At 63.9% G+C, this 13,320-nt stretch carries 16 protein-coding genes and 1 pseudogene; 14 read left to right on the top strand and 3 right to left on the bottom strand.

Features of this window, described 5'->3' with window-relative positions:
• Positions 1–40 precede the first annotated feature (40 nt).
• From ACOYYX_RS36045 to ACOYYX_RS36030, 4 genes are all read left to right on the top strand, one after another.
• Positions 41–1,921: a ParB/RepB/Spo0J family partition protein gene (locus ACOYYX_RS36045; protein WP_422927488.1), complete on the top strand. Its 1,881-nt coding sequence runs from the start codon at positions 41–43 to the stop codon at positions 1,919–1,921.
• A 57-nt stretch (positions 1,922–1,978) separates the two neighbouring features.
• Positions 1,979–2,761, top strand: a complete 783-nt coding sequence (locus ACOYYX_RS36040) for a hypothetical protein (protein WP_422927487.1) — start codon at positions 1,979–1,981, stop codon at positions 2,759–2,761.
• 93 nt (positions 2,762–2,854) lie between these two features.
• The gene (locus ACOYYX_RS36035) at positions 2,855–3,298 is read left to right on the top strand and encodes a hypothetical protein (protein ID WP_422927486.1); all 444 of its coding nucleotides are present in this window, start codon (positions 2,855–2,857) and stop codon (positions 3,296–3,298) included.
• A 10-nt stretch (positions 3,299–3,308) separates the two neighbouring features.
• The gene (locus ACOYYX_RS36030) at positions 3,309–3,506 is read left to right on the top strand and encodes a hypothetical protein (RefSeq protein WP_422927485.1); all 198 of its coding nucleotides are present in this window, start codon (positions 3,309–3,311) and stop codon (positions 3,504–3,506) included.
• A gap of 278 nt (positions 3,507–3,784) precedes the next feature.
• On the opposite strand, the gene ACOYYX_RS36025 is transcribed toward ACOYYX_RS36030, so the two are convergent.
• A complete protein-coding gene (locus tag ACOYYX_RS36025; protein ID WP_422927484.1) occupies positions 3,785–4,969 on the bottom strand; it encodes an FAD-dependent monooxygenase in 1,185 nt (394 codons plus the stop codon).
• Between the two features lie 195 nt (positions 4,970–5,164).
• Here ACOYYX_RS36025 and ACOYYX_RS36020 point away from each other — a divergent pair, with 195 nt between their 5' ends.
• Complete coding sequence (locus tag ACOYYX_RS36020) at positions 5,165–5,998, top strand: AraC family transcriptional regulator (protein WP_422927483.1); 834 nt, start codon at positions 5,165–5,167, stop codon at positions 5,996–5,998.
• Between the two features lie 25 nt (positions 5,999–6,023).
• On the opposite strand, the gene ACOYYX_RS36015 is transcribed toward ACOYYX_RS36020, so the two are convergent.
• Together ACOYYX_RS36015 and ACOYYX_RS36010 are read right to left on the bottom strand one after the other, a co-directional pair.
• The gene (locus ACOYYX_RS36015) at positions 6,024–6,395 is read right to left on the bottom strand and encodes a hypothetical protein (RefSeq protein WP_422927482.1); all 372 of its coding nucleotides are present in this window, start codon (positions 6,393–6,395) and stop codon (positions 6,024–6,026) included.
• Positions 6,396–6,442: 47 nt separating this feature from the next.
• The gene (locus tag ACOYYX_RS36010; RefSeq protein ID WP_422927481.1) at positions 6,443–7,378 is read right to left on the bottom strand and encodes an NADP-dependent oxidoreductase; all 936 of its coding nucleotides are present in this window, start codon (positions 7,376–7,378) and stop codon (positions 6,443–6,445) included.
• A 152-nt stretch (positions 7,379–7,530) separates the two neighbouring features.
• Here ACOYYX_RS36010 and ACOYYX_RS36005 point away from each other — a divergent pair, with 152 nt between their 5' ends.
• The 9 genes and pseudogenes from ACOYYX_RS36005 (at position 7,531) to ACOYYX_RS35965 (ending at position 12,996) form a co-directional block, all read left to right on the top strand.
• Positions 7,531–8,088: a TetR/AcrR family transcriptional regulator gene (locus tag ACOYYX_RS36005; protein ID WP_422927480.1), complete on the top strand. Its 558-nt coding sequence runs from the start codon at positions 7,531–7,533 to the stop codon at positions 8,086–8,088.
• Positions 8,089–8,401: 313 nt separating this feature from the next.
• A pseudogene (locus ACOYYX_RS36000) lies at positions 8,402–8,752 on the top strand (transposase); the annotation flags it as partial.
• Between the two features lie 731 nt (positions 8,753–9,483).
• On the top strand, positions 9,484–9,756 hold the full coding sequence (locus ACOYYX_RS35995; protein WP_422927479.1) for a hypothetical protein: 273 nt from the start codon (positions 9,484–9,486) through the stop codon (positions 9,754–9,756).
• Between the two features lie 62 nt (positions 9,757–9,818).
• Positions 9,819–10,109, top strand: a complete 291-nt coding sequence (locus tag ACOYYX_RS35990) for a hypothetical protein (RefSeq protein WP_422927478.1) — start codon at positions 9,819–9,821, stop codon at positions 10,107–10,109.
• A gap of 48 nt (positions 10,110–10,157) precedes the next feature.
• Positions 10,158–10,346, top strand: coding sequence for a hypothetical protein (locus ACOYYX_RS35985; RefSeq protein WP_422927477.1), 189 nt, complete (start codon positions 10,158–10,160; stop codon positions 10,344–10,346).
• Positions 10,347–10,357: 11 nt separating this feature from the next.
• On the top strand, positions 10,358–10,942 hold the full coding sequence (locus ACOYYX_RS35980) for a hypothetical protein (protein WP_422927476.1): 585 nt from the start codon (positions 10,358–10,360) through the stop codon (positions 10,940–10,942).
• Between the two features lie 28 nt (positions 10,943–10,970).
• A complete protein-coding gene (locus ACOYYX_RS35975; protein ID WP_422927475.1) occupies positions 10,971–11,564 on the top strand; it encodes a hypothetical protein in 594 nt (197 codons plus the stop codon).
• Positions 11,565–11,574: 10 nt separating this feature from the next.
• Positions 11,575–11,787, top strand: a complete 213-nt coding sequence (locus ACOYYX_RS35970; protein WP_422927474.1) for a hypothetical protein — start codon at positions 11,575–11,577, stop codon at positions 11,785–11,787.
• 9 nt (positions 11,788–11,796) lie between these two features.
• Entirely contained in the window at positions 11,797–12,996 is a 1,200-nt protein-coding gene (locus ACOYYX_RS35965) for a hypothetical protein (RefSeq protein ID WP_422927473.1), read from the top strand.
• The last annotated feature ends 324 nt before the right edge of the window (positions 12,997–13,320 follow it).

The following is a 13,320-nucleotide window of genomic DNA, read 5'->3' as shown; positions in this document are numbered from 1 at the left end:
CCGCCCCGGCATTTTCACCTTAACATAATGGAGGTTATTTATGGAATATACGATGATTGATGTCAAGATGCTGGATCACTCGCCGCAGAATGCGAGGCGCACCACGACGGCGAAAGCCGCCGAGGATTTGAAAGCGTCCATCTTCGCCCACGGCCTGATGCAGAACCTGGTCGTGACCAAGGCCGGAGGCGGACGCTACCGCGTCATCGCCGGTGGACGCCGCCTGACGGCGCTGTGCGAGCTGCAGGCCGAGGGGGCGCTGCGCGGCGACCATACCGTGCCCTGCCGAATCGCCGACGATGACCACGCCCCCGAGCTGAGCCTTGCCGAGAACACGGTGCGGCAGGCCATGCACCCGGCCGATGAGTTTGAGGCGTTCGCCCGCCTGATCGCGGATGGCCGCACCGTCGCCGAGGTGGCCGAACGCTTCGGCGTCGGCCGGCGGCATGTCGAGCAGCGGCTAAAGCTCGGCAGGCTCGCGCCCGAGCTGCTTGCCGCATACCGGGAGGGAGCACTTACCCTCGATGCCCTGATGGCGTTTACCATCACCGACGATCACGGCAAGCAACGGGAGGTCTATGCGAGCCTCCGGCCGTGGCAGGCCGCCGACGCCGACGACATCCGGGCGGCGCTCACCGGCGAGATGGCCGAGGCGTCAAGCAAGCTGGCCCGCTTCGTCGGGCTGGATGCATACCATGCGGCGGGCGGCCAGTCCCGTGGCGATCTCTTCGGCGACGGCGTCTATCTCGAGGACCCTGGGTTGCTGAACCGCCTGGCCGACGACAAGCTCGAGGGCGTCCGCCTGCAGCTCGAAGCCGAGGGCTGGGGATGGGTCGAAGTCAGCCCCGACCGCGACTGGGGCGTCATCTCCAACTGCCGCCGCATCCATCCGCAACAGGTGGACGTCCCGCAGGAGGTGCTCGCACGCCGGTCACAGATCGAGGCCGAGATGGAATCGCTCGAAGAGGTCATGGAGGACACGGAGTCCGAGGAATTGTCGGAGAGCTACGACCGGCTCGTCGAGCAATCGGATGAGATCGACGAGCAGATCGCATCTTTCGTGGCCTACGATCCCCGCCAGATGCCGCATGCCGGCTGCTACGTCTCGATCGACAGAGGCGGGGCGATCGCCATCGAGAAAGGGCTGGTGCGCAGCGAAGATGCCCGGCTGATCCTGCCGGGGGAGCGACGTTCGGCGAGGCCCAAAGGCGCGATGCCCGATCCGCTTCGCCGCGATCTCGAGGCTTGCCGCCAGCAGGCGGCGCAGCTGGAGCTTGCCCGCCACCGGCTCGTCGCCCTCGACCTGCTGATCTTCACCGTGGCGCGATCGGTCCTCGGCCATAGCTACACGGGGCCCCTCGACGTGCGGCCCGGCCGGCAGCGGCCGGCGGTCAAGGAGCCTACGGGCGCCGAGGCGGCCTTCGAGGCCACCCAGCAAAGCCTGCCGCTGTCCTGGCTCAGGCCCGAGACGGAGGGCGAGCAGTTCCGGGCATTCATCGCCCTGCCGGACGCACAGAAGCTCGACCTGCTGGCCTGGTGCGTGGCTTCGTGCCTGAAGCCGCAGCTTGCCACGGGCCACGAGGATACCGCCTGGGAGATGGCCCTCTCGCTGACCGATGCGGACATGGCCGATTACTGGCGGCCTACGCGAGACAATTACCTGGGTCGCGTGAGCCGTGACCGCCTGCTCGCCATCGGCCGGGAGCTCCTGGGCGAGCCCTGGGCACAATCGCGCAGCCGCGACAAGAAGTCAGAGCTAGCCGGCGCCCTGGAGCGGGCATTCACCGCGCCCGGTTCGGTCCCCTGCACGCAATCGCAGCGTGAAGCGCTGACAAGGTGGCTGCCCGACGGCATGGCGTTCGGAAGAACGCCCCCTCCCCTCGCCTCCGAAGCGGCGGCCGTCCTTAACAACGCCGCATAGGCTCAACCCGGGCGGGCGGCGCTGCCCGCCCACACTTTGAAAGAAAGGAATCACATCATGATCCAATACATCGTGCATCTCTACCGCGAGATGCGGCTCACCTTCGAAGGGATCGAGGCGAAATCCTGCGAAGCCGCGGCCCACATCGCCCGCGACAAGTTGACCGGCGATGCCGAGGACATCGCCGATTGCGACGGCGAAACGCTCTCTGCCCTGGTCGACGTAGCCGACGATGCGCAATACGAGCAATCCTGCATGATCGACTTCGAGCCGGAAAGGCTCCGCAAGGCCGCCCCTGCATTGCTCGACGCCCTGACTCTCTCCGAAGGAATGGTGCAATGGGCCTTCGACCACGGTGCCGACAGTGAAGCCACGGCGGCCATATTGATATCCATCCGTACGGCCATCGCCTCGGCAATGAGCGGCAGTCAGCCGTCGGAGAATCAGCCCTACTCCGTCCTGCTGCTCTATCCCGATTACGCCAACCTTTCCGGCGCGGACACCTATTACGCCTTCGTCAAAGCCCCCGACCCGCTCACGGCGGTAGCCCGCGCCCGGCGTGATGCCGCCGCGCTCGAATCCGCCCGCAGCTACGGCGGATCGACCCGCCGGCATTTCATGCGCAAGCGGGCCCGCCGGGCGTGCGACGCCTATACCGGGTGGTGCAACGGCGAGATATACGGTTACGAAATCGTGCGGATCGCGAACCTCCCCTGCGGCGGGGAGCAGGCCGAGCCCTTCGACAGCGGCTGGGGATTCCTCGGGCTGGAGGGCTGCCGGGCTGCGGCCCGCGAGGCCTGCAGCCATGGCGGCGAGGATAAGACTTTACAGTCGCGGTGAAATGGCATTACATGCCCAATGATCATTTCCTATCTATCCAGACGAACATGGGTTAATGGTGGCGCAGAACGGGATAAAACGGGAGGAGCACGCGTGAGCAGCATGAATCGGGCCGCCCGCCGGGCGGCGAACAGGGGCAGGCCGGTGATCAAGGTCAGCAATCGCATCGATGTGGTGCCCATGGAGCATGTCGAAAGCTATATCGCGCATGAGATCGAGAGCGAAGGGCCATGGCGGAGCGGCGTGCCGCCGGTCATTCTCCAGCCCGGGATTGACCGCGGCATGGCGCCGGACGGGTGGATGGCGCAGACTTTGGCTCGCATGCGCGAGGTACGCCTTCGCCACGCGACGGTGCCGTTTCGCATGGTCGTCGACGGTGGCGGCCAGATCGGGATCGATGTCGGCCTGGTGGATATCACCGTTTACTTCGAGATGCCCGCCTCTCGCCGTCCCGCCGCAAAGCCGCGAAGAGGCCGACCGGCTGCTCGCGGAGAACCTTCGCCATCTCGACGCGGTGTGTGCCGGCGCCCTCCATGACCAGATGGTCATGGCCTCGGCTCAGCATTTTTACCATTCCGGCGGTTCGCATCTCGTCCGCTTCCACAACCTGATCTTCGGGTTGCGTCAGGAAGTGCGCGGCGACGGCGACCACCTCGGTCCGCTCGATATGAACCCGCTCCTTGAGGCCCTCGCAGCTAGCGGGCCGCTGACCGTCATCGGAGGCATGCGAGCGGCCGCAGACTGACTGACCACCCCCCCCCGCTGCCGCCCGATCACGGAGTTCTGGCGGGAGAATGGGGACCGGCCTGCGATGTTCGCTTCCGTCTCGGCTCAATTCTTCGGTGACGACTCCGCCGGGAAAAGCCGAACACCACAATCCGCACACGCAAAGAGCCTACATGCGGGAGATCAAACGCTTCCAGGCCTGAGGCGTAAGGGGTGGAGCTACCGGCGGTCACGCCGGAGATGATCGGCCAATACTTGGTCGCCCTGGGCGGCTCCAGCCCTCGGCCGCCCGGCCTGTCAGTAAGATTTGAGTGCGAGGGGCTGCACCATCTGCCCGAAGTCCGGAAGGTCGTCGGCGGGGCAGGCCTCTTCCGATTGGGTAGGGTCTCCAACTGTCGTCGACTCCTGCCCGGCACGATACTCCAGTGCGGCGTCCTGGTTGCGAAGCACATACTCTCGGGTCTCTTCCTCATAGGCGGCGAGACCTCTGACCGGGTCTTCCTTGTGCGAGGCGAGTTCACCGGCGAGGACGTAAGCTCCGACCATCGCGACGGTCGTGCCCTGGCCCGTAGCCAACGCGACGCTGTAGCCGGCATCGCCGACCAACACGGTCCGTCCGCATGACCAACTGCTCATGCGGATTTGGCTAATCGAATCGAAGTGGAAGTCTCGGGCTCGCAGCATGTGTTCCACAATCTGCGGGAGCACCCATCCCCCCGCGGCGACGCGGCCCGTTACCAATCGCTTCTGAGCCTCGGTGTCGCGGTGGTCGTAGGTAATCGGCTCGGAGGCCTCGAATCCGACATAGGCTCTTGCGTCAGCGTCCCTTCGCAAGCCCATGACCATGGCACCGACGCCCGCCTCCTCGTTCTGATACATCACTTCCCATCGTTCAAGGCCGAGGAAATTCGGCATCCCGAATACCGCGACGTACGAGTTGCCGAGGCGGCGGATGAACTGTTCTTCGGGGCCGAACGCAAGCCTCCTGACACGCGAGTGCAGCCCGTCGGCCCCGATGACGAGGCCGAAGCGGCGAGGTGCGGCCGTGCTGAACGTGACGTCAACCCCCGAATCGTCCTGAGCAAGCGACTCGATGGAATCGTTGAAGAGATATTCCACGTGGTCGCCCACGGCCTCGAAGAGCACGCGGCAGAGGTCGTCACGCATGATTTCGACGTCGGGGCTGTCGAAGTGTCCGCCCGTGAGCGTGCGTTCCGTGCTCCGGAATATCTCGTTGCCGGAAGCGTCCACCTGCGAGAATCCCGTCAATCTCGTGCGTCGCTCGCGAATCGAGCCGAGGATGCCCATGCGCTCCGCGACCTCCAGGGCCGGGCCTCGCACGTCGAGTGCCTGACCGCCGGCCCGCAGGTGCGTTGCACGCTCGACCACGGTGACCCTGAAGCCGTGGCGATTGAGCCAATATGCGGTGGTGAGCCCGGCGATGCTTGCCCCTGATATGAGGATGCTGATATTGTCATTCATTGCTGTACCTTCCGTTCGAGTGTGCTGCGACCGGAGCCGACGTGAGAACGGATTGGCGTGGCGTTCTGCACGACGGACGACGAGCTACGACTCTGAGGAGGATACTTGACTATTCTCTTGACCGCATTAGGGGATTCCGCCAATTTATATCGATATTCGGCCAGTCTACTCGCGTCGTCGCCAGGTTTGATTCCCATGCCGTTCTACAAGAGCCATGACGGCCCATTTGAACCGGATTCGGTGCCTCGTCCGGTGATGGCTGCGGGTGGGAGCATCGTGACCGGCCCGAGCGGGATGGAGCTGGTCGACCACCAGCATCGAAAAGCACAACTTATGTACATGGCACGTGGTGTGTTGACGTGCACGGTGTCGCAGGGCTTGTGGATCGTGCCGCCGCAGTGTGCCGTCTGGATTCCCGGCGGCGTACGGCACAGCGTCAAAGGTGTCGGAACCATCGAGGTCTACTGCTTGTTCGTCGAACCGGCCTCGGCCCCTACTCTGCCGAACGCCTGCTGCACCGTCTCCGTCTCGCGCCTGCTGCGGGAACTCCTGCTCCGATGTGCCGAGTTTCCCGCCCTGTACCCCACCGACGGAGCCGAATCACGCCTCGTGACGGTGTTGCTCGATGAACTCGCCGCCGCACCGGTGGAGAATTTGCATCTGCCGATGCCTACCCATAATGCCCTCCGGATGGTCGCGGACGGGATGACGGCCAATCCGTCGGACCGGGCCACCGTGCACGAATGGGCCGCACGTGTCGGGGTCAGCGAGCGGACCCTAAGCCGGCTCGTGCTGAAAGAGACCGGGATGAGCTTCGGTCGCTGGCGTCAGCAGCTCCACATCATTCTGGCCCTTCAATGGCTCTCGCAGGGTGCATCCGTTCAATCGGTCGCGACAGACCTGGGCTACGAAAACGCCAGCAGTTTCGTGGTCATGTTTCGCAAGGCATTAGGCACATCCCCGGCGCGATACATGACGCAGAGGCTCGTCGGGGCACTTTCCTATGGTCCATCAACGGGTATTAATTAGTTTATTAATCGGGGTCTCGGTGTCGTCATCGCCCGGCCCACCACGACCAGACGAAGCCTGCCGCGAGCACCGTCTCGACGATCACCGGGACAATGATGCCGGAATCGACTCGTCCAGCCCAGAACTCGAAGAGTCCGAGGCACGCGAGAAGCGCGATCGCTCCGCCAATACCCAGACACACCGCCGAGCGGAGGTCCGAGGGGGGAGCCGTTCGTCCGAGAAAGAACAAGATCGCGAGGCCGAGGTAGATCGCGCCAATCCTGCGACAAATGACCAGTGAGCCCTCGGTCGCCTCGACGCCCCACTGATGGAGCACCGAAGCCCCGGCGAAGATGAATCGAAGGCCGAGGATACTGCCGGCAATTGCTGTTACGATCGCCATCATTTTAAAGGGCATCACCAGCCTCCGCTGATTGATCTTTCAAAGGGCGTCTTCCCCGGGATTCATCGCGTGGGAACGATCACCAGCTTGGCCTTGGGCAAGCCTGTCGCCTCCAGCTCGACGACGGCCGAGATTGCCTCGAACAACGGCGCTATGCGGCCGATCGCCGGGACGAGCTTGCCCTGCTCGGCCGCTTCGGTGATGCCCGCCATGCATTCCGGCGTCGGATTGCCGAAGATCAGGTAATGTCGCGACGGGAGCAGGCAGCCGATCATCTTGGCGGGCGTTGGGACGATGTGCAGCGACATGCCTCGGCGTTTCAGCATCGCACCGCACTGGCTCAGCGACAGCACGCCCGCCGTATCGAACACCACGTCGAAGCGATCTCGATGCGGAGCGATGTCGAAAGCGCGATAGTCGACGACCTCGCTCACGCCCAGCGTCATCGCTTCCTCACGCCCGGACGCGCTACAACTGCCGGTGACCTCCGCGCCGCGCATCGCAGCGATTTGCACGGCAATACGCCCGACCCCGCCGAGACAGCCCGTGATGAAGACCCGCTGGCCGGATTGCAGCTTTGCCTTGTCGATCAGCGCGTTCCAGGCCGTCATGCTCACGACGGGCAAGGCAGCGGCATCCTCGAACGAGAGGGACTTCGGTTTGAAGAAGACCGTCTTTTCTTCGGTGACCAGAGCCTCGGCGAACGTGCCCGATTCCTTCAAGCCCGTAGCACCGAACACCTCGTCACCGATCTTGAAACGAGTCGCATTCGGGCCCACCGCCTCGACAACGCCCGCGAAATCATGGCCAAGTCCGCGCGGAAACGTTCGACCCGTTATCATCTTCATCTCGCCTTTACGGATCTTCCGGTCCAGCGGGTTGTAGGCCGCCGCCTTGATCCGAACGCGGATCTGCCCGTGCCCGGGTGCAGCGAGCGCAAACTCCTCCAGGCTCAGAACCTCCGATCCGCCGTAACGGTGATATTGGACGCGTTTCATGACGAATCCCTTTGGCATGTTTCGAGTTGTGGGCTACATTATGTCAGTCACTGACTCTACGCTTAAACGTCAGTGACTGTCAATACGGGGGTTCGTCTATGCCTCGAAACGGCGCAAAAGTGCACGGCAGCCTGCAACAGGCGAGCCTAAAGTTGTTCCGTGAGCGCGGCTATGGCCAGACCACAGCTACCGAGATCGCGGCTCTGGCCGGGGTGACGGAACGCACTTTCTTCCGGCACTTCGAGGATAAGCGCGAGGTTCTGTTTGATGGGTCAGACGACCTGTGCGTGGCGCTCGTCGAGAGAATTCTCCAGGCGCCCGACGTTGTGTGGCCGCTCCAGGTAGTCATCGGGGTTTTGGCGGAATTCGATTGGGAAAGCCTGGGATCACGGGACTTCCATCGCCAACGGCATGCAGTGATTGCAGCGAATCCAGAATTATTGGAGCGTGATTTGATCAAGCAACGCAGCATTGCGGTCGGGTTCACCGACGCCCTCCGGCAACGCGGAGTTGACGCGGATGTGGCGCTACTCGCCGCTCGCATTGGGCTTCAAATATTCATTACTGCGTATGAACAATGGATCGAGGCAGATGAGAAGGCAGATCTTGCAACGATCAGCAAGACTGCGATGTCGCTCCTTGCAACGATAGCACCCATCGACGTTTCTCGGGGCTCTCCCCGTCCTGGCGAGCAGCGTTTCAGGCCGTAGTGGTCCGCCCGGCTCGTCTTGCGGTGTGATCGGGGATGGTTTCTGATGGACGGCCCAGGAGGGTGCCGCCATGAAGAAGTATCGCGTGACGCTGACGCCCGAGGAGAGGGAAACGCTGGCGGATTTGATCCGGGCCGGCAAGGCGTCGGCCTTGGCGCAGGCCCACGCCCGCATCCTGCTGAAGGCCGACCAGGCCGAGGGCGGGCCCGGATGGCTCGACGAGTCGATCGCCGAGGCGTTCGACGTCGACGTCGCGACCGTCGAGAGGGCCCGCAAGCGGTTCGTCGAGCAGGGGTTGGAGGTGGAGGAGGTCCACGAGGAGGCGGAGAAGGTCGTGCTCGTGATGGACAACCTCAACACCCACAAGGTCGCCAGCCTCTACGAGGCGTTCCCGCCGGAGCGGGCCCGGGCGATCGCCGAGCGGCTGGAGATCCACCACACGCCGAAGCACGGCTCGTGGCTGAATGTGGCCGAGATCGAGCTGGCGGTCCTCTCCCGCCAATGTCTCGACCGCCGGATCGAATCGCGTGAGGAACTGGAGCGCGAAGTCGCCGCCTGGGAGGAAGACCGCAACGAGCGGCGCATCGGCGTCGATTGGCGATTCACCACCGCCGACGCCCGCATCAAACTCCGACACCTATACCCAGCAACTCAAACCGGGTGAGGCAGTAGGCTCATCGTGCGTGGAGCTGTACTGGTGCTTTTTGCTTCGATCGACGCGGGAAATTTGCCTGCGAGCCTGCGTCGCAACGTCATCCCCCTCTTCGCTCAGGAGCATGACGCAACCCCCGTCGACGCCGCCAGGCATCCCCTTATTGACGTCCGGGGGCGTATTGTGCGGACGGAGTTGCCGGGATGGGGCGAACGTGACAGTGGAGGCCAGGGCCTTGGGCATCTCGCGCACTGAGGCGATAGAAAGCCGTTCAGCCTATCCTGGCAACGGTTCGCTTCCATGCCCTGCCCTACCATGAATCCGCTTTGTGCATGTCGATGTCATGTTCGTCCGGCCGCGGTGCCATCCGATTTCCTGCACGCCGACCGAGATCGGAACCGCTGGCCCTGAGTGCGGCCACCCTTGAATTGTGCTCCTCCGATCCTGAACCGATCGCCCCATTTGCTTCCAGGGGCCGGCGATTGCCGAGGGCTCCTTTCCGGCTTGAATCCAGCCCGCCCACGGCCTGACTCCCGCGAACCTACAGCCGCATCCGCCCGCCGCAACCGGAAAAACGGCTTTCACAAACGCTGTTTGCCCGAGGTGTGAACCTTCCGTTTTTCCGGTTGCACCGGGCACCGGCCCCGCGATGGGGCCGATGGGCTATGCCCGTCTTTGCGGCCGATTGGTCGCTCCCGTAAGGCCCGATGGTCGGGCTGAAATTCAAGGAAAGGAAATAAGTTATGGCATCACCGGCACACAAGATCCGCTTCGGCAACCTCTCGGTCACGATCTGGCGCAACAGCAGCGAGAAGGGCGTCTGGTACTCGGTCAACCCCGGCCGCTCCTACAAGAAGGGCGACGATACCTGGAGGGAGACCGACAGCTTCGGATACGACGACATCCTCTCGGTGTCCAAGCTCCTCGATCAGGCCCACAGCTGGATCGCCAAGCAGATGCAGGCCGACGCGAAGTCGCGCAAGGCCCGCGAGGAGGCCAACAGCGGCGATGAGTGAAGCCCTCGGGCGGGCTTCGGCCCGCCCGCCTCTCGGATCAACCCTATGTAGAAAGCTCTGAAATGCGACCCATTGTCATCGAATTAACCCGCGCCTTATTCCCCCTCGGCGAGGTCGTCATCACCGCCAATGCCCATGCCCGGCTCGACCCGGTGGACGTCCGGCAGGGCCTGGGCCGCCACGCCCGGGGCGACTGGGGCGAGGTCTGCGAGGAAGACCACGAGCTCAACGACCTGTCCCTGAGGGACGGCTCGCGTCTGCTGTCGGTCTACCGCTCGGGCGACGAGCGGTTCTGGATCATCACCGAATGGGACCGGTCGGTGACGACCGTCCTGCTGCCGCTCGACTATTAACCTACCGGGCGGGCGATGATGCCCGTCCATCAACCGAAGGAGACTATCATGAAGAAGCAACGGCACATCACCTACAAGGTTTGGCTCGAGATCGAGCGGTACGACGAGCGGACCGGCTCCGGGGAGTCGATGGATGCCCCGGGCGCCTCGCTCGCCAGCTTCGGCGATTATGCCGAGGCGTGGGACTATGCCGAGCGGGTTGCAGGCCTCGCGCAGGCCATCCGCATCGAACCGTGAGGAGACGCGCCATGGCCGGATACATTGTGCATGTTTACCGCGAGATGCGGCTCACTTTTGAAGGGATCGAGGCCGAATCCCCCGAGGCCGCGGCCCTCATCGCCCGGGACAGATCGACGGACGCCGCCGATGACATCGCCGACTGCGACGGGGAGGATCTCGCCGCCCTGGTGGACCTGGTCGGAGACGAGCATCACGAGCATTCCCGCGTCTTCGATTTCGGGCCGGAGGGGCTGCGCAAGGCCGGCCCGGCATTGCTCGCGGCCTGCCGGATGGTCGTCGAGCGATGGGAGCGTGGCGATCTCGCCGAGGCGGCCAGGGCCTGCGAAGACGCCATCGCAAGGGCTGCGGGCGTCAGCCCGCCCTGGGAGGACGAATCCTACTCCGTCCTGCTGCTCTACCCCGACTACGCCAACGAAACGGGCGCGGACACCTACTACGCCTTCGTGGAGGCCCCGGGCCCCGTCGAGGCCATCGCCCTCGCCCGGCGTGACGCCGCCGCGGCGAAGGATGGCGAGCGGATCGAGCCGGAGGATCTGGCGGTGCTCCTGGTGACGCAGGGGCATCACCCCTGCGAATTGCCGCCCGCTCAGTAACTCACCCCGCACAGGAAGGAATCTAGCCATGAAAACACGAGAAAAGTTCAACACTCCCTGGAACATGCGAATCGAGCGCGACGGCACCGAGGATGTCGCCGTCATCCTGGACGCGGGCGGCGACGAGCTCTTGCGCAGCCGCCCTTTCTGGATGCCGGGGGGCGACGAGCCGGTGCCGCCAACGCTCGCCGCCATGCGGCTGATCCTCGCCGCCCCGAAGCTGCTGGCCGCCCTCGAGGGCGTGATCGTTCATGCCGAGGGCGAGGCTCACTGTCCGGAGTCTCTCATGGATTGCCCGGATGCCGACGCCGAAGCCGGGCGGGCGTGGCAGACCTTCGAGCGATCCATATCCGCCCTCGACGATCCCGAGGGAGCGGATCCGCATCCGGAACCGGCCGAGTTTGACGTACGGACCTGGCTCGCGCGGCGCGGGCAGATCGCCGCCGTGTGGAGCGTCGAAGACGTACAGACTATCCGCCCCGACCTGGACGGCGAACAGGCTTGGCGGGTGCTTGCCGCCGTCGAAGAGCGGCTCGATGCCAGCCTGGGCATCACCTGGGATACGCTTGAGGACGCCGCCATCTGCTTATTCGGCGACGCACCAGAGACCGATGAAGCGTGAGGAGGGAAACGTGGAAGCCATCGAAATCACCACCGTCGAGCGGGAGGGCCGGACCTGCCGCATCGCCATCCACCGTGACGAGGACGCGCCCGACCCGCTTCAGGAGGGGGCGATGCCAACCCGCGAGCGTGCCTGCCCGCGGATGCCGGATGCGGCGAGGATCCGCTGTTTAAGCGGTCGAGGGCATCCGATAACCGTTGCCAACTCCAATTATTTTAAATAGTATTCATGAATGGAAAATACTTCTAGAGATTCTGACGCCCTCGGTGGCGAGATCGACAAGGCCGCACTCCACGCTGATAAGACAGCAACAGAGGCCGCGGACGATGCCCCGGGATTGATTCGCGCGGCGGGCGAGGAGGCCGTCGGTCACTATCAGGCGTACCTGAGGAAGTATGCACCCAAGACACGAAAGAATTACCACGCGCTGATTTCACGTTTCTTCCGTTGGGCCGAAGCCCGCAAGCTCACGCTCGCAGTCCTCTCCAGATCCGACATACTGACCTATGTCAGCGAGATATCCGGGCGACTAGAACCGCAAAGCGCTCATCAATATTTAAGGCCAGTCCTCGGCCTATTCGATCTCCTGGCCGACCAGGGATTCGTCTCTGCCGATCCATTCGACGGATATCACCGCGGACTCGCAGATCGGCCGGGAACAGTGTCAGACCCCGGCGAGGCGACGGATTCGGGGAGATCGTTCCCTTGGCTGGACGTGATGGCAATGTTGACGAACATGGAAGCGGAGAGCCTACGCCGTATCTTCGGTGAGGATGGGGCGGCGGAGAGCCTCATCAGGTTCGCGCGCTGGCGCGACGGCCGCCCCTGCACCCGCTGTGGCACCTTGAACGATGATCGGTGGGCCGACCGACCGGGAGGAGGCAGCGATCGATGCCGTAAATGCGGGTGGCACTGCTCGCTGCTTTCAGGATCTCCCTTTGAGGTGTCCCCGGTACCGTTGCGGGATGGGCTGTACTTCCTGTTCGAAGCCTTTCTTCGTGACCGTCCCGCAGCCGATATCGACGCACTGGCGCGGGAGCGTGGCATCGATGCGGCGGACGCCAACCAGCTTATGGGGCGGATTCAGGACGCGTTGGCGAATGAAGGCCTTGTTGTCGGCGAAGGCTTGCGTCAGGCGGTGGAGCGCAAAGATCGAGAGATGAGGCAGATTGAGGTTGTCCGCGCCATCCAGGAGTACGCAGACCTCATGGCGTGCCGTGATATCCTGATGGCCGCCCGAAATGGAGGGACCATCGTCTCTGATCTGCCGCCAGGCATGACGCTTGACGAGGCAGTCGATTGCGTCGACGCCCAAATTGCCGATCATGACCGCTACCTGATCGAACATAAGGACGGCTATCTTTCGCGCCGTCTTGCCGAAGCGGGCGAAAGACCATCCGAGGTCGAGGATGGACCTCCCGCTTCCCCCTGATCCCCCTACCCGGCTGGTTCGATCATCATTCGCAGTGAGCGAGCGGCTTCCCGAGAGTTACGTCCCGCTCCTTTGCGACAGGGGCAGACTGCCCGTGCATGACTCGTCCAGGCGCGCAAGGGCATATGCGTGTTGAAAGCCTACACCGCTGAAGTGCGTTAGCCGGAGGCCGAATGGCAGGCAGAAGGACAACGGCGGGGGGCAGTGGGAAGGAACCGACGGCAGCGGGCCGGGCAGGCGAATCCCTGACAAGACCTCGGGCGTTTGCACCGCTCGAACTCGGCCGATGATCCCATGGCCGCCAAGCGGGCATTTTCAAGCCGA

It is taken from the genome of Singulisphaera chitinilytica (assembly GCF_049331405.1).
In the GTDB taxonomy this organism is placed as follows: domain Bacteria; phylum Planctomycetota; class Planctomycetia; order Isosphaerales; family Isosphaeraceae; genus PoT.
The sequence above is the reverse complement of the archived record's forward strand: the minus strand, read 5'-3'. Positions and strand labels throughout refer to the sequence as shown.